The following is a 17,990-nucleotide window of genomic DNA, read 5'->3' on the forward strand; positions in this document are numbered from 1 at the left end:
ATGTTTAGTTATTATACAATAATATACATACATAAATCTAATGTTTTAAAGGGTGATAACGTTGAATAGACAGTACACTAAAGAGTGTCTTTTAAAATATATTGATGACGTAAAACGTAAATACAGATTCGCACAAGATGGGTATGAGTATCATTTTGATGATGAGATCCAACCATTTCTATTAGAAGCAGATGCCCTTGCATCATTTATAGAGTCATTGCCGACTGATCGATACTTTAACGATTCTACACAGTTAAAACTTTCAAAACAGATTACAGAGCTTGCAATGGCGTGTCATAAAAAAGAGTTAAAACCAAGACTTTATAATGAAAAGATTAAATTTATTAATATGTGGTTTAATTATTTTATAAATAAGGAGATTATATGAGAGTACTTATATTAGGGTATAGAAGTTATGAGCTCGGTATATTTAGTCATACTCAAAAAGAGGTAGAAGTATTAAAAGCTTTTTTAAAGATGAAAATAATCGAATACTTAGAACATGGGGCAGAGTGGTTTATCTTACAAAACTATCCTGGCATCGATATGTACGCAGGAGAAGTGCTACAAGATTTAAAAGACGACTATTCTTTTCAGTATGCGATTTTAAAACCTTTTTATGAATATGACGAGCGATTTAAAGAAGAAGACAAATTAATTTTACAAGATATAGAATCTCATGCAGAGTTTTCTTCGTATGTATATAAACGCATGTACGAAGGTCCACGTATGTTTAGAGAAATCAATCAGTTTTTAATAGACAATACGACAGATGCATTAATTTTTTATGATGAATCTACGGAATCTAATTTAAAGTACATATATGATGATTTACTTGAAAATAGCAGCAAATCTGATTATAATATTGAAAGAATTCAATTTGATGATTTAAATGATTTTATCACTTATCAATATGACAACTAAGAGGTGAAAAAAATGAGTGAATACTCTCTTAACTTGTCTGCAAAAGATATTTTCGAAAAAGAATTTGAAAAAACACTTCGCGGGTATCAACCAATTGAAGTTGATACATTTTTAGATGATGTCATTGCAGATTATCAGCGTATGGCAGATATGAACAAAAACTTACAAAAACTTGAAGAAGAAAACAAACGTTTAAAAAAAGAAATCGAAGAGTTAAGAATTAGAGTCGCGACGCGTTCACGTAGTGATGTGTCAGACAGTCAAAACCAACATATCGATATTTTAAAACGTCTTTCTAATTTAGAGAAAAAAGTATTTGGACAAAGTAAATAATTCCCGGTGGATCGGATAATCGCTAAGGAAACTTAGAGGAAAGTCCATGCTCACACAGTCTGAGATGATTGTAGTGTTCGTGCTTGACGAAACAATAAGTCAAGGTAGCAAATTTTGCTAACGGCAGTTTAACTTTCTAAGTCGTAAGATATGAAAGAAAACTTGAAAGTGCCACAGTGACGATGTTTTACGGAAACGTAAAAAGTGGAACGGGTAAACCCCTCGAGTGAGCAATCCAAATTTGGTAGGAGCACTTTTTCTCTGGAATTCAACAGAAGAAAGAGATATTACGAAAGTAATATAGACAGATGATTATCACTATTGTGTGAGTGTAATCTAGTGCACGTTAGAACACATTAGTACAGAACATGGCTTATAGAGAAGCCGGGCTAGGTGACTCTCCGTATATGTATATGGAGAGTCTTTTTTTAAATATGTATAAACACAATATAAAGGGATGCGTAATATGAAATTTAAATTTTTAGCGAATACGCCAATGGGACTTGAGCGTGTTGTTGCAAATGAAATCGAGTCACTCGGGCTTGAGACGACTTTAGAAAATGGACGCGTATATTTTTCAGGCGATGAAAAAACAATTGTCGAAACGAACTTAAAATTACGAACAGCAGAACGTATCCGTATTATCATTGGGGATTTTAAAGTCACGACGTTTGATGGTCTCTTTGAAGCTGTCAAAGATTTACCATGGTCAGATATTTTAGGCCCTGATGCGAATTTCCCTGTGACAGGTCGCTCACATAAATCAACGTTATATTCTGTACCTGACGTACAGCGTATTACTAAAAAAGCAATTGTTGAACATTTAAAAGAAGCATTTAAGCTCGATGGTAAATTACCTGAAACAGGTGCGCGTTATAAAGTAGACATTAATATATTAAAAGACAGAGCATTACTCACAATTGATACGTCAGGAGATGCGTTACATAAACGCGGGTATAGAGTTCTTCAAGGTGACGCACCGATTAAAGAAACTCTTGCTGCAGCGATGTTGCAACTCGCTAACTATACTGGTGAAAACCCATTAGTTGATCCATTTTGTGGATCTGGAACAATCGCGATTGAAGCGGCGATGATTGCTAAAAACATTGCACCTGGTTCAAATCGAACATTTGACGCAGAAAAATGGGACATTATCCCTGAAGAATTATGGTCAGAGTTAAGAAATCAATGTGAAAATGACGCTCTTTACGATAAAGATGTCGAAATATATGCGAGTGATATCGACGAACGAATGATTGCAGTATCTAAGCAAAATGCAGATGAAGTCGGACTGTTAGAAGAAATACAGTTTAGTGTTAAAAATGTCCATGATATCGATCATTTAAAAAATCATACACAAATCGTCACAAACCCTCCTTACGGTGAACGTATCGGAGAGGCTAAAGCAGTCGAAGATATGTACCGCAAAATCGGACAATTAATGGAGCAAAATGATACGTTAAACGTTTATTTAATGACGTCTAATAAAGAATTTGAAATCATTATTGGAAAACGTGCAACACATAGAAGGAAATTATTTAACGGCTATATTGAAACAACTTATTATCAGTACTGGGGTAAAAAGTAATGGTAAACGATGATACTTTAAATATTTTATATAAGATTCGAAAAGAAATTAGTAAATCTAACAACAAACAACTTTTGTCAGAAATCGATTATACGATTAAAAAAGTTTATGATGACTTATTTGTCGTGTCGTTTATCGGACATTTTTCTGCCAGGAAATCGAGTTTAATTAACTATTTATTAGAAGATGAAGTGTTGCCTTCTTCTCCGATTCCTACGACGAGTAAAACAGTGCAAATAGAAATCTGCGATGAGACACGTGCGCGTGTCTATATTGATAAAAATCACTACGTTAAACTTAATGACTTAAGCGAAGTAAAACAAATTAACAAAAAAGACGTTGAGATTGAATACGTTAAAATTATGCATGATAGTAAAAAATACAATGATACGTTCGTGTTTCAAGATACTCCAGGAGTGGATTCAAAAACATCAGCACACGAAGAAAGTACGCATAAATTTTTACTCAACTCAGACTATGTATTTTTTACAGTCGAATATAACCATGTCGAAAGTGAATCAAATTTATCATTTTTAGAAGAAATCGCATCTTATAATATTCCGTTTTCTTTAATCGTCAACCAAATCGATAAACACGACGATAGTGAATTATCATACGATACGTTCATTAATCGCTTAAAGTCGACGTTATCAAACCACAACATTCATCCAGAACATATATTTACGACGTCGATTTACGGCACACCATACCGTCAAAACGATCAATTAGAATCATTTTTAAAAGAATTAGACGATTCAAGAGCGTCGTTTAAAAAGCTGTATCATGAACGAATTATTCAAAATATCGAGCAAAAGCATATCGAATATTTAGATGATCAGTTAAATAGTTTAGACGTAGATTCAGAAATAGATTCAGATCTAAAAACACATATCCATTATTTACTAGAAGAAAAACAAGCACACGATGCGTCACATATTAAAAGTGATATTCATAAATTAACTGAATACGTCGATGCGCATGCGAAAGATATTGTAAGTAATAGTTACTTATTCCCCCATGACGTAAAGGATAGTATACGCGAGTACTTCAAAATCAGTACTGGGGACGTACAAGTAAAAGGCTTATTTGGGAAAAAGAAAAAGTTACAAGCGATGAAAGAAGATCAAGTAAAGATTGTGCATCAACTGATGCAAGACGTTATTGATCGTCAAATTAATACGCAAATCAATGACTTGTTTTTAGAGCTTAAAATCTCTTCAAACGAATACTTTAAATATGAGTATCACGACGCTTTACTTACAGATTATGAAATCGTTGAAAGTAATGAGAAGATTTTAGATGTCTATTTAGGAGAATTAAAACAAACGATTTCTAAAGAAGTAAGAAATCTCCTTAAAGTATTTATAAAGCAATTAGATATTAAAGTTTATGACGTTAATCCAGATGATACGGTAGACGAAGAATTAAATCGTTACAAAAAAGCACTTCAACTCGCTGAGTTAAAATCTGTATTTTTATCTGGTAGCTACAAACATTTATATACGCATGTCGAAGATGAATTAAAAGCATTAAATGAGAACATTGAATTGTCACTCGATACGATAAAAGATTTAACAGAGAAAAAAGAAGACGTTGTGAGTTATGACTTTAAATCAACAGCATTAGATACAGAAAAATTTTATAGCATTACCGATTTAATCAAAGAGTCAAATAACTATCGACATATTTATAAATTATTAACGAATAAACTTAACCGTTTAAAGCATAACGAAGCGAATATCAGTGTATTCGGTGGATTTAGCGCAGGTAAAAGTACGTTTATCAACGCTTTATTAAAAGAAAAACTTCTTACGACAAGTCCGAACCCAACGACCGCTTCAATTACTGAGATTAGTAACAGCGATAAAAGCTATATTCAATATAAATCTGAAGAATCAATCGTTGAATTGTTAGAGTCTGTCACTGGAAAGAGCAATTTGTCGTTAGATGACCAAGTCAAACAATTAAATAAAATGGATGTGCCTAAATTATTTGTACCACTTAAAAATGGTGTGAACAAAAATTTAGAGACGTATCGACCGCTATTCGGTCAAAAGATCGAAACGACTCGAGAAGACATCGATTTTAAAACGAGTGAAGACAGTCATGCAATATTTATCGATAAGGCATTTATCGGCCATCATGCACCGTTATTAGATCAATTTACGATTATCGACTCACCAGGTATTAACTCGATAAACGAACGTCATACACAAGAAACACACCAAATTATCGCAAATAGTGACTTAATCATTTACGTATCGTATTTTAACCATGTGTTCACTCAATCTGACGCACAATTTTTAAAGTATATTCAATCAATCAAAGGAAAAGAGTTTCCGTTATCAGTCGTTATTAACGCTGTTGACTTAGCAAAAAATGATAGAGAAATTGAAGACGTTGAAGCATATATGCATCAGTCACTAAACCAATTAAAAATCCAACATCAGATTTACGGTGTTTCAAGTAAATATGCTTTAGAACATGATGATGCATCATTTGAAGCGGTGAAGTTATCATTTTTAAAAGATGCAGAAAATAAATCAAAAGAATTACTCGCTCTTTCTATCGATGAAAATATTAAGCAGTTTATCGAATTACTAAACTCAAATATTAAACAATTCGATGAAGGTGAGTCATTTATATACACGCTTAAAGAAAACCGTCATAATACGTCACAGTTACTAAATGACTTTTCAGCACATACGGTCAAAAACGAAACAGTGAGTGAAATCGAAAATTTATTTGCATTCATACGAAAGCAACTAGAGCTTAAATTGTATGATTATCTATCATCTAATATTTCGATGAACGACGTTTCTAAAAAAATGTTAAGTGCAAATCGTCAGTTAATTAAAAACGATATTGAGCAGTATGTAACGATTGAAAGTAATACAATTATCAACAACGTGTATAGATTTATCGATGATTTAGTAAATAAACATATCAATGATTTTAATGTTAAACTGAGAGCAAGCAACGTTGTAGACACGCTACAATATCCAAAAGTAGAACAGCATCAAGTAAAAGTTTCAGTAGATGACAGACAGGTGAACGCGGAATTAAAACGCTTCGAAAAATCTGTTAAAACGCATAAACAACTGAGAGAGCAATTATTAGAAGTGAGTAAAACGATTGTAGATTCTATTCAATTAGACGCACTAAAAGATAACGTCATTCAAAATGCGACGTATTATTTTAATGATATCGATCATAAGTTGTTAGAAGATAAAACTAGAGTATTACAGATGTTAAATACACCAATCGAAGCACCAGATGAAGTAATGTACAAAGAAAGTATCGATTTATTAAACGAAATACATTCAATTGTAGGTGAAGAAAATGACAATCATTAATGAAAAAGAGCTACTAGAATTAGACCCTTCCACATTATTACTTGTCGACACGAGAAACGTTATGGGGAACGAAGAGAAGACAAAAGAATTAGTACTTAATGATCCGGTTGAGAATACGATTCACATTCAAGAGAATCCATTTATCGTTGAAGCGGATGGCCATAACAATGGGAGAAGCCCTATACCAACAGCAGGTGTCGTAAAAGGATTATATGATGCATTAAGTCAACCAGGTAAAGAAATTGTATTGTTTGCGAACGACAACAGTTTCTTTCATACACGTTTATATGTTGTTTTTAAACTATATGGCTATGAAACGACGCTATATATCGGTAGTTTAGGTGTGCTAAAAGAAGTTGCGAAAAAAGTTGAATATAATGACGTAACACTACCAACTGTATTTGAAGATGTTGATCAATTACCTGATGAATCTTTATATGCGACGTTTGAAAATGTTAAAAACAGCATAAAAGATCCGAAGCATTTATTAATAGATGTACGTGAACGTTCGCGTTATCTCGGAGAAGGGGATAACATGGATAGTAAAAGTGGTCATATTCCGACAGCCGTTAACATTCCAAATACGACACTATTTAAAAACGGTACGATGTCGTTAGACGTCTTACATGATGAATTAAAAGACATTAAAAAGTTTGATTCAGTGACTGTCTCTTGTGGGTCAGGAATGAGTGCAACACCGATGTTTACGTTTTTACATGAAAATGGCATTCCCGTAAAATTATATGGTGGTAGTTTTTCTGAGTGGATTCGTGAAGATGAACCGATTGTCACGAAAGAAACGACGCTAAAGGAACGTGTATTAAATATTGAGTAAATTATTAATTGTCGACGGAATGGCTCTGTTATTCCGTCACTTCTTTGCAACAAGTTTTAGTAAGCAATTTTTTTATAACAGCTGTGATCTACCAACAAATGGTGTACAAGGGACAATTCGTCATATTTATAAAGCAATTGAGATCATTCAACCTGAAAAAGTAATCATTACGTGGGATATGGGGAGTGAGACAGTTCGAACAGAGTGGTATGAAAATTATAAATCTAATCGACCAGCACCACCAGAAGAACTCGTTCCTCAATTTGATTTAGTGAAAGATGTACTTGCCGAGCTTGATTTTTATCAAGTTGGGTTAAAAGGGTATGAAGCAGACGACCTCATCGGAACGATTACAAAACACTATGATGATTCGGTGATTATTTCTGGAGATAAAGACCTTTTACAAGTCATTAATGACGATAACGAGTTATGGCTAACGAAAAAAGGATATACAGAATACGATATATATAATCTAAACCGTTTTACTGAAGAATTTTCAATTACACCACATCAATTTATCGATGTAAAAGCGTTAATGGGAGATAGCGGTGACGGATACTTTGGAGTCACCGGAATTGGTGAAAAGACCGCGTTAAAACTCATCCAAAAACACCAGTCCTTAGACCATTTACTAGAAAATTTAGACACCTTAACAAAACGTCAAAAAGAAAACATTTTAAAAGACTACGACCATTTAATACTCAGCCGACGACTCGCTGAAATTATTACGGATGTTCCGATAAATGTTAACGATGTGATTCAGTATAGTGATTATACATTTAATCTTGACCGTACGTTACAAGTGCTTGATAAATACGACTTAACAATCGCTAAACGTTACGTAGAAGGGTTAGATTTATAATGGCAACGGTACACATCGATGCAGCAACGCGTCAACATCCGCACATTTCTGTTGGTGCAGTGATCATCAAAGATGAAACTACACACGAATTTACATCAGTGTTTCATCATATAGATAACAATGAAGCAGAGTGGGCGACGTTAATGTTTGCTCTTGAAAAGTGTATTGAATTGAATATTAAACAAGCAATAATTTATACCGATTCACAAATTGTCGTCGATTCAATTGAAAAACGTTTCGCAAAAGATCCGCGCTTTAAACAATATTTAACAACATACGTTAATTACGAGACTAAATTTGATTTATTATTAGTTTCTTTTATCACACGTGAGCACAATAAACACGCAGATCATCTCGCTAAAACAGAGTTATATAAATATTTAAACAAATAAAATTAAAAAATATCTCTCAAAATAGTATAATGACTGTAATACGTAAAATAAGGAGAAAGTATATGAATATTATCAAAATCGAACCAACACCAAACCCAAATACGATGAAAGTTGTTTTAGATGAGCAAAAGCCAGATATGAAATCTTCAACACATAGAGAAGTAAGTCCAGAAAATCCGGACTTCATCAACCGTGTACTTGAAATCGATGAAGTGACTAGCGTATTTTACGCTCTAGATTTCATATCTGTAGATAAAGATCCTCGTGCAGAGTGGGACGTTGTTATTCCTAAAATTGAAGCTCAATTTGAAGGACAAGATACAAAAAAGTAATTGCGCACGTCGACGAACACTTTGGCGAAGTAAAAGTGGAATTACTAACATTTAAAGAAATTCCTTATCAAATTAAACTTAATGATGGCGAAGTGAGAGAAGCGTTAAACAATGACTTTTTAAACGCTGTAGAAGCTGCCACACTCCCTGAAGACAATATTATATTTAGTAGAAAATGGGAGTCTCTCGGATACTATTATGGTGAGCTTAATGACGTTCTAACTGAAGTAAAAGAAGAAATCGGTGCCCTTTATACAAAAGAGCGTTTAACTCATCTTGTAAAGGCTGCTAAAGAAAATAAACAACCAGAACCAAAACGCTATTTTAAAATTGATTTAGATACTTTCAAGCAAGAAGAGGATTGGAAGAAGAGACTCTATTATTTAAATCACTTTGATACACCGAATGAAGGCGATTATGAATTATTAACGTTTGCGTTAAACGATTCAAAAGTACAAATTCGTCGTATGGCAGTTTCACTTCTAGCAATGATTGAAAAAGAGGAAACTTTAAATTATTTAAAGCAGGCGCTTCAAGATAAATCCGTTACTGTTCGTAGAACAGCAGGAGATGCATACAGTGATCTTGGTCTTAAGTCTGGTTTAAAAGATATGTATCCGTTACTTGATGATAAAAGTCCAATCGTTCGTTGGCGTGCAGCGATGTTTGTATATGAAGTCGGTGACGATTCTAGTCTTCCATTTTTATATCAATATAGAGATGATTCGTCATACGAATGTAAATTGCAAAAAGAACTTGCGATTTCAAGAATTGAAGAAGGCGAAAGAGCACTTGGAAGTGTCTGGAAACAAATGGAAAAGAGGAATCAATAATGAATCCATATGAAGCATATATGAATGAACTTGTTGATGCTTATAGAAAAGACCTAACAAAATACAATTTTGAAGAATTCACAACTAAAGAAGCGGTCAAAGACTTTATGGACAATCTAAATGACGATGAAACGACTTTCGTTGTTATCAATAGTATGTGTGGATGTGCAGCAGGACTGGCACGACCAGCAGCACGTACAGTCGCATTACAAAACCCAAATACACCAGATCATTTAGTGACTGTTTTTGCGGGACAAGATAAAGAAGCAACTGAAGAAATGAGAACGTATATTGTTCAGGAACCTTCGAGCCCATCAATGGCATTATTTAAAGGTAAAGAGTTAAAATACTTCTTACCGAGAATGTTTATTGAGGGCAGAGAAATTGAAGATATTATGATGGATTTAAAAGACGTCTTTGACGAGTATTGTCAATAAAAAAAGGAAAGCACTGATTATGCTTTCCTTTTTAGTCTATTAATTAGTATTATTCAAAAATACACATCGAAATCATGTAAAGTGAAAGTAATACTAATCCAGTAAACATTACTGCTTCCATCCGGAACACTCCTTCGTTTGAAGTATATATGATTACTTATATTATATTAAAAATACCGAATAAAAGAAAGGAAGATTTTAATGAACACTTTCGATCAAGCGTATCACGACTTACTACAACATGTGTTAGATAAAGGAACAACTAAAGATGACCGCACAGGAACGGGTACAATTTCAACTTTCGGATATCAAATGCGTTTTGACTTAAGTAAAGGTTTCCCGTTACTAACGACAAAACGTACATCGTTTAAACTGATTGCGACAGAACTCATTTGGTTTATGCGCGGAGATACGAATATTAAATACTTGCTACAGTATAACAACAACATTTGGAACGAATGGGCATTTAAACGTTTTGTTGAATCTGAAGATTATCATGGCGAAGATATGACAGATTTTGGCCGACGTGCGTTGAAAGACAAAGCGTTTAACGAAGTATATCAGCAAGAAATGGAAAAATATAAAGAACGCATTTTAACAGATGATACATTCGCTAAAAAGTATGGTGAACTCGGAAATGTATATGGTAAACAGTGGAGAGATTGGATCGGACCAAATGGAGAGTCTGTCGACCAACTACAGAACTTAATCGATTCGATTAAAAATACTCCATACTCTAGACGTCATATCGTCTCAGCATGGAATCCTGCAGAAATTGAAACGATGGCATTACCGCCATGTCATACGCTGTTTCAGTTTTACGTAAACGATGGTAAGTTAAGTCTACAACTATACCAAAGAAGCGCGGACGTATTTTTAGGTGTTCCATTTAACATCGCATCATATAGTCTATTATTGCTACTTGTCGCAAGAGAAACAGGACTAGAAGTCGGTGAGTTCATTCATACTTTTGGTGATGCTCACATTTACAAGAATCACATTGAAGCAGTTGAGACTCAACTATCTAGAGACGGATTCGACGCACCAACTGTTAAAATAAATACAGATAAGTCAATGTTCGATCTAGAATACGAAGACTTTGAGCTCGTCGATTACAAAAGCCATAAAAGCATTAAAGCACCAATTGCGGTCTAAAGGAGATAAATAATGTTATCGTTAATAGTAGCATATGCAAATCAAAATGTTATCGGATTTAAAGGCGATATACCGTGGCGCTTGCCACATGATTTAAAACGTTTAAAAGAAATTACAACAGGACATACAATCGTAATGGGAAGAACGACTTATGAGTCACTTGGGAGACCACTACCAAATAGAAAAAACGTCGTCTTAACGAGTCAAGATATAGATGATGACGGTATTGAGATTATTCGTAGTCTCGATGAAATCAAATCTTTAGACGGTAAAGTATTTGTATTCGGTGGAAGCAAATTATACGATGCAATGATTGATGAAGTAGAAGAGATGTACGTCACTGAAATTTATGAATCGTTCGTTGGAGATACGTTCTTCCCAGAATATGACAAAAATGATTTTGAATTAGTATCAAGAGAAGATTATGACGTTTCAGAAGAAGTAAATTATCCGTACGCATATTTACATTACGTAAAGAAGGATTCTTATGAATAATATTTGGAAAGTTTTATTTATAATATTATTTTCCATTAACGCTATAGTTATTGGGACAATTGGTTATAAGGTCATAACGTTACCAGATTATGACCAATTAAGTGAGCCTAGCAAACAGTCAAAAGATTCGAACTTACAAGTCGTTGCGAACAACGAAACAATTGAAAAAATTATCAATGACAACATAGACGATAATATGTACGTCAATGTTTCAACAAGTGGCATCGAAATTGAAACGTTATATTCTGTTTTAAACATCGATGTTCCAGTAAATGTTTCAATTGAACCACTTGTAAAAGACGATCAGATTATTTTACAATTAAAAGATATTGATATCGCAAGATTTTCAGTCAGCTTAGATTTAATATATGATACACTTAAAAACCATGTAACATTAGATAATGGCATGGAATTTAGTGATGATGCACCAGAGATTATTATCGATTCAAAAGTTTTTAAACAACAACTTGAATACGACGTTACTATCGATGAAATTGATTATAAAAATGATAAGTGGTATTTTTCAGTTGATGGATTATTTTAGAGGAGTGATATGATGGCAAAAGCGACATTAGCAGGTGGTTGTTTTTGGTGTTTAGTTAAACCATTCGACCAATACGATGGTGTAAATTCAGTAACAAGTGGCTACTCAAACGGCCACAAAGAAAATCCGACATATGAAGAGGTTGGATCTGGTACAACAGGTCATACAGAAGCGGTACAAATTGATTTTAACCCAGATGTTATTTCATACCGTGAAATTTTAAAAGTATTCTTTAAAACATTTGACCCAACAGATAATGATGGACAATTCGGTGACCGTGGATCGATGTATATGCCTGCTGTCTTTTATCATGATGACACTCAAAAAGAAGAAGCAGAGAAATATATCGATGAATTAAACGATTCAAAAGTATTTAACGATCCTGTGATTACACCTGTGTTACCGTATAAGAACTTTTATGCAGCAGAAGATTATCATCAAGATTTTTATAAGAAAAACAGTGCACATTATAACGCGTTTTATAAAGGTTCTGGTCGTAAAGGGTTTATTGAGAAACATTGGAGTGAAAACTAATGAAAAAAGACATTTCTGAACTCACTGAAATGGAATATCACGTCATGAAAGAAAATGGTACTGAACCACCGTTTCAAAATGAGTATGATCAGCACACTGAAGCGGGTATATACGTCGATAAATTATCCGGTCAAGCATTGTTTAGTTCGACGGATAAATATGATGCTGGATGTGGTTGGCCATCATTTACACGTACAATCGATGAATCTGTCTCTGAACATTTTGATGATTCATTTGGAATGCGTCGTATTGAAGTACGTAGCGATACGTCTGATTCACATTTAGGTCATGTATTTAATGATGGCCCTGTCGAATCAGGGGGAATGAGATATTGTATTAACTCTGCTGCATTAACTTTTATTCCAAAAGAAGAGTTAAAAGATACAGATTACGAAAAGTATTTAACATTGTTTGAGTGATACTATGAAAAGTTATTCTTTTTATCAGTTTATGAAAACAAAAGTCGGTGAAAAGAGTGAAAGCGGAGTGTTCGCTACACATGTAGTGAATGATTTAGATTTCCCCAAATTTTCTACTGACTATAATAATATTTCAGACTATCTAGAAAAAACACCATACGACGGTGCGTCATTACACACGTTTGATACTTTATTTGAAGAATATGAAAATTGGTTAAAATATTAGGAGGATGAACATGAGCATTCATATTGGTGCAAAACAAGGCGACATTGCAGAAACTATTTTACTACCAGGAGATCCGTTACGTGCAAAATACATTGCAGAAACATTTTTAGAAGATGTTACACAATTTAATGAAGTAAGAAACATGTTCGGTTTTACTGGAACATATAAAGGAAAAAGAATTTCTGTTATGGGTACAGGAATGGGAATTCCTTCTATCTCTATTTATGTCCATGAGTTAATGCGTGATTACGGAGTTAAAAACTTAATTCGTGTTGGTACTTGTGGTGCGATTAAAGAAGATATTAATGTACGTGATTTAATTATCGCTCAAAGTGCATCGACTGATTCTAGTCAAAACACGAAATTATTTAATAATATCAGTTATGCACCGACTTCAGACTTTGAATTACTCGCGTCCGCTTACAATGAAGCAACGAAACGCGGAACGAACGCGATTGTCGGTAACGTATTTACAGCTGATTCATTTTACGATGAAAAAGGAAACATCGAACAACTTGCAGAATACGGTGTACTTGCGTTAGAGATGGAGTCAAGCGCATTATTTACAATTGCTAAAAAATATAACGCAAGAGCGCTGAGTATTTTAACAGTATCTGACCACGTAATAACAGGTGAGGAAACTTCAGCAATGGAAAGACAGACGACATTTAATGAGATGATTGAAATTGCATTAGATGCAGCTCTTCCATTTGCAGAATCATTGTAATATTAGAAATTAGGTGAAACTGTGAACAACGAAATACCAAAAAGTAGTCATCGTTTAAAAGTCAGTTTAAATATATTCTGGTTTATCGTCATCATACTAACGACGATTTTTCTCTCTGTATTAATTACCGCACTAAGTTTAGATGGAAAAACGGAACGCGCAGTAAACGTCGGAACTGATACGAGACAAGAGTTCGTTAAATTATATAACGTGTACGACACTCTATCTTCAGAATATTATACAGACGTTGACAAAGAACATTTAATTGAATCTTCGATTAAAGGTATGGTGAATGGTTTAAACGATCCATATAGTGAATACATGCAAGTAGACGAAACAGCTGATTTTGAAGAATCAATTACCGGCGAATTTTACGGTATTGGTTCTGAAATTATGCAATATGATCAAAACGTTATCGTCTCAAGTCCAATGAAAGGCTCGCCAGCGGAAAAAGCAGGCGTTCAGCCTGGAGATAAAATACTCGCAATTGACGGAGAGTCAATTAAAGGTTGGTCTTCACACGAAGCTGTTCAACTTATTCGTGGTGAAGAGGGTACGGATGTCACGTTAACGATTCAAAGAGGTTCTGACAAACCATTTGACCTCGTTATTACTCGTGAAAAAATTCATATCGATAGTGTCACTTCAGAAATTAAAGATGATGTTTCTCATATTAGTATCAATCGTTTCCAACAAGATACTGCGAAAGAATTAAAACTTGCGCTTGAGGATGCTAAAGAGAAAAAAGTTAAAGACGTCGTACTAGATTTTCGTTCAAACCCAGGTGGTCTATTAAACGAAGCTGTTGAGATGATTAATTTCTTCGTAGATAAAGGCGAACTCGTCTTATATCTCGAGCATAAAAATGGTGACCGTGAAGAGATATATGCTGAAAATGATCGATTAGTAAAAGAAGATGACTTTGACAACATCTATATTTTACTCAACGAAGGTTCAGCAAGTGCGAGTGAAGTATTTGCTGGAGCGATGCGAGATTTAACGAAAGCTGAAATCGTCGGTACGAAATCATTTGGTAAAGGTATCGTACAAAGAACTAGTGAATTCAAAGATCAATCATTAGTTAAATATACGAACACGAAATGGTTAACACCAAATGGCGACTGGATTCACGAAAAGGGTATCGAACCTGACTTTGTAATTAACAATCCAGATTTCTATCGAGTGAAGTTCTTAGATAGAGAAGATGCCTATATTGAAACACAAGAGAACGATGATATTATTACGATTAAAGTGATGTTAGAAGCGTTAGGTTATAACATAGAAACAATGGATAACGTCTTTGACGCTAATTTAACAGACGCTGTTAAAAATTATCAAAAAGACAATAACCTAGATGAAAATGGTATCGTTACAGGGGATACGACAGCTCAATTAATGAAAGATATTCGTCAACATATCCAAGATAATGATGTTCAATATGATTATCTAATGGATTATATTAAAGGCGAAAAATCCAAAGAAGATATTACAAAAGAAATGAAAGAAGAGTCTAAGTACATTCCTGTCGATGATTCTCGTAAACGTTCAAATCAAGAGGATGAATAATTCATATAAACACCGTGCATATGCATGGTGTTTATCATTATTTAAAGAAAGAGGATACATATGAAATTAAATGATGATGTAGTCGTATTAACAGGTGGAGGAACAATCGGTCACGTCATGTTAAATACGTTAATCGCTCCAGAGCTGTTAAATGAAAACGTGAAGCCATATTACATCGGTTCTAAAAGAGGTATAGAAAAAGAAATTATCGAAAAATCTGGTATCGAATACTACAGTATTTCAAGTGGTAAGTTACGACGCTATTTATCATTTGAAAATATTAAAGATGTATTTAAGGTGACAAAAGGCATCTTTGATGCGAGACGTATATTAAAAAAGTTAAAGCCGAAATTCGTCTTTTCAAAAGGTGGTTTCGTGTCAGTACCAGTTGTACTCGCAGCTAAAAGTTTGAATATACCTGTCTATATTCACGAGTCAGATATTTCTCCAGGACTAGCGAATAAAATTGCTGGTAAATTTGCTAAAAAGATATTTGTCACTTTTGAAAAAACGTTAAACTTTGTCGATTCAAGTAAATCTGACTATGTAGGACCTGTTATTCGTGAAGAATTGCTACATGGTAGTAAAGAGATTGCAGAGAACATTACTGGACTAGATCCGAATAAACCGACAATTATGTTTATCGGAGGGAGTTTAGGGGCAAAATCTATAAACGATTTAGTGCATAACCATATAGATACTTTTGTAGACCAATACCAAGTCATTCATATAACAGGGCCAGATAATATACGTGAAGATATTAAGCATCCTAACTATCGTCAATATGAATTCGTTCAACATGAGCTCGCGCATTTTTATAAAATGTCCGACGTCGTTATTTCACGAAGTGGTGCAAACGTTATTTACGAATTACTACTCCTTAAGCAACCGATGCTTTTAATCCCATTACCGTTATCTCAAAGCCGCGGAGATCAAATCGAAAACGCTGAGTACTTTAAAAGTAAGGGATATGCTGAAACGATCGAAGATGAATCTATAACTCCAAAACGAATCATTGACAATATTATGAAAATCGAAAATAATAAACTAGAATACATTAAAAATATGGAGACATTTAATGCTGGTATGACGCCAAAACGTTTAACAGAACATCTACTTAAGGAGGAGTAAATATGAGTCGTGCTAAAAAAATATCACTGTTTATCGTATTTACTCTAATATTTGGCGTGATTGCAGTGTTTCACGAGTCACGTGTCGGTCGTTTTATCGACCGCGAAGTGTATGAGTTTATCTATGCGTCAGAAAGTTTTTTAACAACTGCATTATTTTTAGGGGTCACTCAACTCGGTGAAGTTATCTCAATGATTATTCTCTCAATCATTGTCATTGCGATTTTACTGTTATACAGAATGAACATTCACGCATTGTTTTTGGTCGTCTCAATGTTAATGTCTAGCATTTTAATTCCTGTTCTGAAACATTCATTCGACAGAGAGCGTCCGGCGTTTTTACGCTTAATTGAAATTGGTGGATTTAGTTTTCCAAGTGGACACAGTCTCGGTTCGACCATATTTTTCGGAAGTTTGATGGTGTTAATAAAACATACGAATTTAAATCATAAAGCTGTACTGTATGCACTTTGTGCTGTCGCAATTTTACTTATTTGCTCGTCACGCGTATATCTCGGCGTCCATTTTCCAACAGACGTTCTCGCAGGCATGGCAATCGGAACAGCGACAGTTTCTTTAGTATCATGGATATTCCATGGAAAATTTAAAGATATAAAATAATTCATGAAGTAGGTGGATCTATTGATTACTCATTTATATGAATCAATCACTCTTGAGAATGACAGAATTAAATTAATTCCGATGCAGTTGTCCCACGCAAAAGATTTACAAAAGGTAAACCATGAAAGTATATGGACGTATATGTTATATCAAGCTATCACTGAAGAGCAGATGACTGAATGGGTCTCAAGTGCAATAGATTCACGCAATAACATGCAGGCAATTCCGTTTGTCGTCATTTTAAAATCAACAGATGAAGTGCTCGGTAGTACAAGAATTCAGCATATCGACTATGAACGACAAAGTTGTGAAATTGGCGCGAGTTGGTTTGGAACGAGTGCACAACGTACTTTTGTCAACTCTGACTCAAAGTTTTTACTGCTCGAATTTTGTTTTGAAGTAATGGGTATGATGCGTGTTCAAATTCGTGCTGATGAAAGAAATGTGCGTTCAAATAAAGCAATCGAGAGACTCGGATTTACAAAAGAAGGAGTTTTAAGAAAAGAACGTGCACTCCATGGCATACCTAGAAACTTAGTCGTATATTCAATAATTGATGATGAATGGCCAGAAGTGAAAAAGAACTTAATCATACGACAACAAAGCTATAGTAATGATACTCCAGGTAAAGTTTCTGGTGTGTAATAGAACTCCGGTTAAAGTTTTTGCTTTAATCGGAGT

At 34.2% G+C, this 17,990-nt stretch carries 22 protein-coding genes and 1 other RNA gene; all 23 read left to right on the forward strand.

Annotated features, from left to right (window positions below):
* The first annotated feature begins 61 nt into the window (after positions 1-61).
* The 23 genes from HMPREF3177_RS01660 to HMPREF3177_RS01765 all read left to right on the forward strand — a co-directional run bounded on the left by HMPREF3177_RS01660 (position 62) and on the right by HMPREF3177_RS01765 (position 17,954).
* Positions 62-388 (forward strand): hypothetical protein, encoded by a 327-nt coding sequence (locus tag HMPREF3177_RS01660; protein ID WP_070456547.1) that lies wholly within the window; start codon positions 62-64, stop codon positions 386-388.
* Positions 385-924, forward strand: coding sequence for an SLOG family protein (locus HMPREF3177_RS01665; RefSeq protein ID WP_070456549.1), 540 nt, complete (start codon positions 385-387; stop codon positions 922-924). The genes HMPREF3177_RS01660 and HMPREF3177_RS01665 overlap by 4 nt, the downstream gene beginning before the upstream one ends.
* 12 nt (positions 925-936) lie before the next feature.
* Positions 937-1,257 (forward strand): cell division regulator GpsB, encoded by a 321-nt coding sequence (gpsB, locus tag HMPREF3177_RS01670; protein WP_040928122.1) that lies wholly within the window; start codon positions 937-939, stop codon positions 1,255-1,257.
* A 7-nt stretch (positions 1,258-1,264) separates the two neighbouring features.
* An RNA gene (gene rnpB, locus HMPREF3177_RS01675) (RNase P RNA component class B) lies at positions 1,265-1,638 on the forward strand.
* A gap of 85 nt (positions 1,639-1,723) precedes the next feature.
* A complete protein-coding gene (locus tag HMPREF3177_RS01680) occupies positions 1,724-2,845 on the forward strand; it encodes a THUMP domain-containing class I SAM-dependent RNA methyltransferase (protein WP_070456551.1) in 1,122 nt (373 codons plus the stop codon).
* The gene (locus tag HMPREF3177_RS01685) at positions 2,845-6,201 is read left to right on the forward strand and encodes a dynamin family protein (protein ID WP_070456553.1); all 3,357 of its coding nucleotides are present in this window, start codon (positions 2,845-2,847) and stop codon (positions 6,199-6,201) included. The genes HMPREF3177_RS01680 and HMPREF3177_RS01685 overlap by 1 nt, the downstream gene beginning before the upstream one ends.
* Complete coding sequence (locus tag HMPREF3177_RS01690) at positions 6,188-7,036, forward strand: sulfurtransferase (protein WP_068130105.1); 849 nt, start codon at positions 6,188-6,190, stop codon at positions 7,034-7,036. Before HMPREF3177_RS01685 ends, HMPREF3177_RS01690 begins: the two co-directional genes overlap by 14 nt.
* The gene (locus tag HMPREF3177_RS01695) at positions 7,026-7,898 is read left to right on the forward strand and encodes a 5'-3' exonuclease (protein ID WP_070456555.1); all 873 of its coding nucleotides are present in this window, start codon (positions 7,026-7,028) and stop codon (positions 7,896-7,898) included. The genes HMPREF3177_RS01690 and HMPREF3177_RS01695 overlap by 11 nt, the downstream gene beginning before the upstream one ends.
* On the forward strand, positions 7,898-8,290 hold the full coding sequence (locus HMPREF3177_RS01700; RefSeq protein ID WP_070456557.1) for a ribonuclease HI family protein: 393 nt from the start codon (positions 7,898-7,900) through the stop codon (positions 8,288-8,290). The genes HMPREF3177_RS01695 and HMPREF3177_RS01700 overlap by 1 nt, the downstream gene beginning before the upstream one ends.
* Positions 8,291-8,352: 62 nt before the next feature.
* Positions 8,353-8,622 (forward strand): NifU N-terminal domain-containing protein, encoded by a 270-nt coding sequence (locus HMPREF3177_RS08605; protein WP_246827345.1) that lies wholly within the window; start codon positions 8,353-8,355, stop codon positions 8,620-8,622.
* 35 nt (positions 8,623-8,657) lie between these two features.
* The gene (locus HMPREF3177_RS01705) at positions 8,658-9,455 is read left to right on the forward strand and encodes a virulence factor (RefSeq protein ID WP_246827347.1); all 798 of its coding nucleotides are present in this window, start codon (positions 8,658-8,660) and stop codon (positions 9,453-9,455) included.
* Entirely contained in the window at positions 9,455-9,892 is a 438-nt protein-coding gene (locus HMPREF3177_RS01710; protein WP_070456559.1) for a BrxA/BrxB family bacilliredoxin, read from the forward strand. Before HMPREF3177_RS01705 ends, HMPREF3177_RS01710 begins: the two co-directional genes overlap by 1 nt.
* Positions 9,893-10,093: 201 nt before the next feature.
* Positions 10,094-11,047 carry a thymidylate synthase gene (locus HMPREF3177_RS01715; RefSeq protein WP_070456561.1) on the forward strand — a complete coding sequence of 318 codons (954 nt, stop codon included), beginning with the start codon at positions 10,094-10,096 and terminating at the stop codon, positions 11,045-11,047.
* 12 nt (positions 11,048-11,059) lie between these two features.
* On the forward strand, positions 11,060-11,542 hold the full coding sequence (locus HMPREF3177_RS01720) for a dihydrofolate reductase (RefSeq protein ID WP_070456563.1): 483 nt from the start codon (positions 11,060-11,062) through the stop codon (positions 11,540-11,542).
* Complete coding sequence (locus tag HMPREF3177_RS01725) at positions 11,535-12,086, forward strand: DUF2140 family protein (protein ID WP_070456565.1); 552 nt, start codon at positions 11,535-11,537, stop codon at positions 12,084-12,086. The genes HMPREF3177_RS01720 and HMPREF3177_RS01725 overlap by 8 nt, the downstream gene beginning before the upstream one ends.
* Before the next feature lie 12 nt (positions 12,087-12,098).
* A complete protein-coding gene (gene msrA / locus HMPREF3177_RS01730) occupies positions 12,099-12,620 on the forward strand; it encodes a peptide-methionine (S)-S-oxide reductase MsrA (RefSeq protein WP_070456567.1) in 522 nt (173 codons plus the stop codon).
* Positions 12,620-13,039: a peptide-methionine (R)-S-oxide reductase MsrB gene (gene msrB / locus HMPREF3177_RS01735; protein ID WP_068130080.1), complete on the forward strand. Its 420-nt coding sequence runs from the start codon at positions 12,620-12,622 to the stop codon at positions 13,037-13,039. Before msrA ends, msrB begins: the two co-directional genes overlap by 1 nt.
* A gap of 4 nt (positions 13,040-13,043) precedes the next feature.
* Positions 13,044-13,265, forward strand: coding sequence for a YozE family protein (locus HMPREF3177_RS01740; RefSeq protein ID WP_068130076.1), 222 nt, complete (start codon positions 13,044-13,046; stop codon positions 13,263-13,265).
* 10 nt (positions 13,266-13,275) lie between these two features.
* On the forward strand, positions 13,276-13,992 hold the full coding sequence (gene deoD, locus HMPREF3177_RS01745) for a purine-nucleoside phosphorylase (protein ID WP_068130073.1): 717 nt from the start codon (positions 13,276-13,278) through the stop codon (positions 13,990-13,992).
* Positions 13,993-14,013: 21 nt separating this feature from the next.
* Positions 14,014-15,558 carry a S41 family peptidase gene (locus HMPREF3177_RS01750; RefSeq protein WP_070456569.1) on the forward strand — a complete coding sequence of 515 codons (1,545 nt, stop codon included), beginning with the start codon at positions 14,014-14,016 and terminating at the stop codon, positions 15,556-15,558.
* 60 nt (positions 15,559-15,618) lie between these two features.
* Complete coding sequence (locus HMPREF3177_RS01755; protein ID WP_070456572.1) at positions 15,619-16,689, forward strand: undecaprenyldiphospho-muramoylpentapeptide beta-N-acetylglucosaminyltransferase; 1,071 nt, start codon at positions 15,619-15,621, stop codon at positions 16,687-16,689.
* A gap of 2 nt (positions 16,690-16,691) precedes the next feature.
* Positions 16,692-17,309 carry a phosphatase PAP2 family protein gene (locus tag HMPREF3177_RS01760; RefSeq protein WP_070456575.1) on the forward strand — a complete coding sequence of 206 codons (618 nt, stop codon included), beginning with the start codon at positions 16,692-16,694 and terminating at the stop codon, positions 17,307-17,309.
* A gap of 21 nt (positions 17,310-17,330) precedes the next feature.
* Entirely contained in the window at positions 17,331-17,954 is a 624-nt protein-coding gene (locus HMPREF3177_RS01765) for a GNAT family N-acetyltransferase (protein ID WP_083286822.1), read from the forward strand.
* The last annotated feature ends 36 nt before the right edge of the window (positions 17,955-17,990 follow it).

This window comes from Nosocomiicoccus sp. HMSC09A07 (assembly GCF_001808485.1).
Taxonomy (GTDB): domain Bacteria; phylum Bacillota; class Bacilli; order Staphylococcales; family Salinicoccaceae; genus Nosocomiicoccus; species Nosocomiicoccus ampullae_A.

Bases quoted from the DNA above. Each gene is read 5' to 3' on its own strand.
- HMPREF3177_RS01760 (WP_070456575.1), top strand. From the start codon at position 16,692: ATGAGTCGTGCTAAAAAAATATCACTGTTTATCGTATTTACTCTAATA.
- HMPREF3177_RS01665 (WP_070456549.1), top strand. From the start codon at position 385: ATGAGAGTACTTATATTAGGGTATAGAAGTTATGAGCTCGGTATATTT.
- HMPREF3177_RS01700 (WP_070456557.1), top strand. From the start codon at position 7,898: ATGGCAACGGTACACATCGATGCAGCAACGCGTCAACATCCGCACATT.
- HMPREF3177_RS01740 (WP_068130076.1), top strand. From the start codon at position 13,044: ATGAAAAGTTATTCTTTTTATCAGTTTATGAAAACAAAAGTCGGTGAA.
- deoD (WP_068130073.1), top strand. From the start codon at position 13,276: ATGAGCATTCATATTGGTGCAAAACAAGGCGACATTGCAGAAACTATT.
- HMPREF3177_RS01690 (WP_068130105.1), top strand. From the start codon at position 6,188: ATGACAATCATTAATGAAAAAGAGCTACTAGAATTAGACCCTTCCACA.
- msrB (WP_068130080.1), top strand. From the start codon at position 12,620: ATGAAAAAAGACATTTCTGAACTCACTGAAATGGAATATCACGTCATG.
- gpsB (WP_040928122.1), top strand. From the start codon at position 937: ATGAGTGAATACTCTCTTAACTTGTCTGCAAAAGATATTTTCGAAAAA.
- HMPREF3177_RS01715 (WP_070456561.1), top strand. From the start codon at position 10,094: ATGAACACTTTCGATCAAGCGTATCACGACTTACTACAACATGTGTTA.
- HMPREF3177_RS01685 (WP_070456553.1), top strand. From the start codon at position 2,845: ATGGTAAACGATGATACTTTAAATATTTTATATAAGATTCGAAAAGAA.
- HMPREF3177_RS01680 (WP_070456551.1), top strand. From the start codon at position 1,724: ATGAAATTTAAATTTTTAGCGAATACGCCAATGGGACTTGAGCGTGTT.
- HMPREF3177_RS08605 (WP_246827345.1), top strand. From the start codon at position 8,353: ATGAATATTATCAAAATCGAACCAACACCAAACCCAAATACGATGAAA.
- HMPREF3177_RS01710 (WP_070456559.1), top strand. From the start codon at position 9,455: ATGAATCCATATGAAGCATATATGAATGAACTTGTTGATGCTTATAGA.
- HMPREF3177_RS01720 (WP_070456563.1), top strand. From the start codon at position 11,060: ATGTTATCGTTAATAGTAGCATATGCAAATCAAAATGTTATCGGATTT.
- msrA (WP_070456567.1), top strand. From the start codon at position 12,099: ATGGCAAAAGCGACATTAGCAGGTGGTTGTTTTTGGTGTTTAGTTAAA.
- HMPREF3177_RS01725 (WP_070456565.1), top strand. From the start codon at position 11,535: ATGAATAATATTTGGAAAGTTTTATTTATAATATTATTTTCCATTAAC.
- HMPREF3177_RS01755 (WP_070456572.1), top strand. From the start codon at position 15,619: ATGAAATTAAATGATGATGTAGTCGTATTAACAGGTGGAGGAACAATC.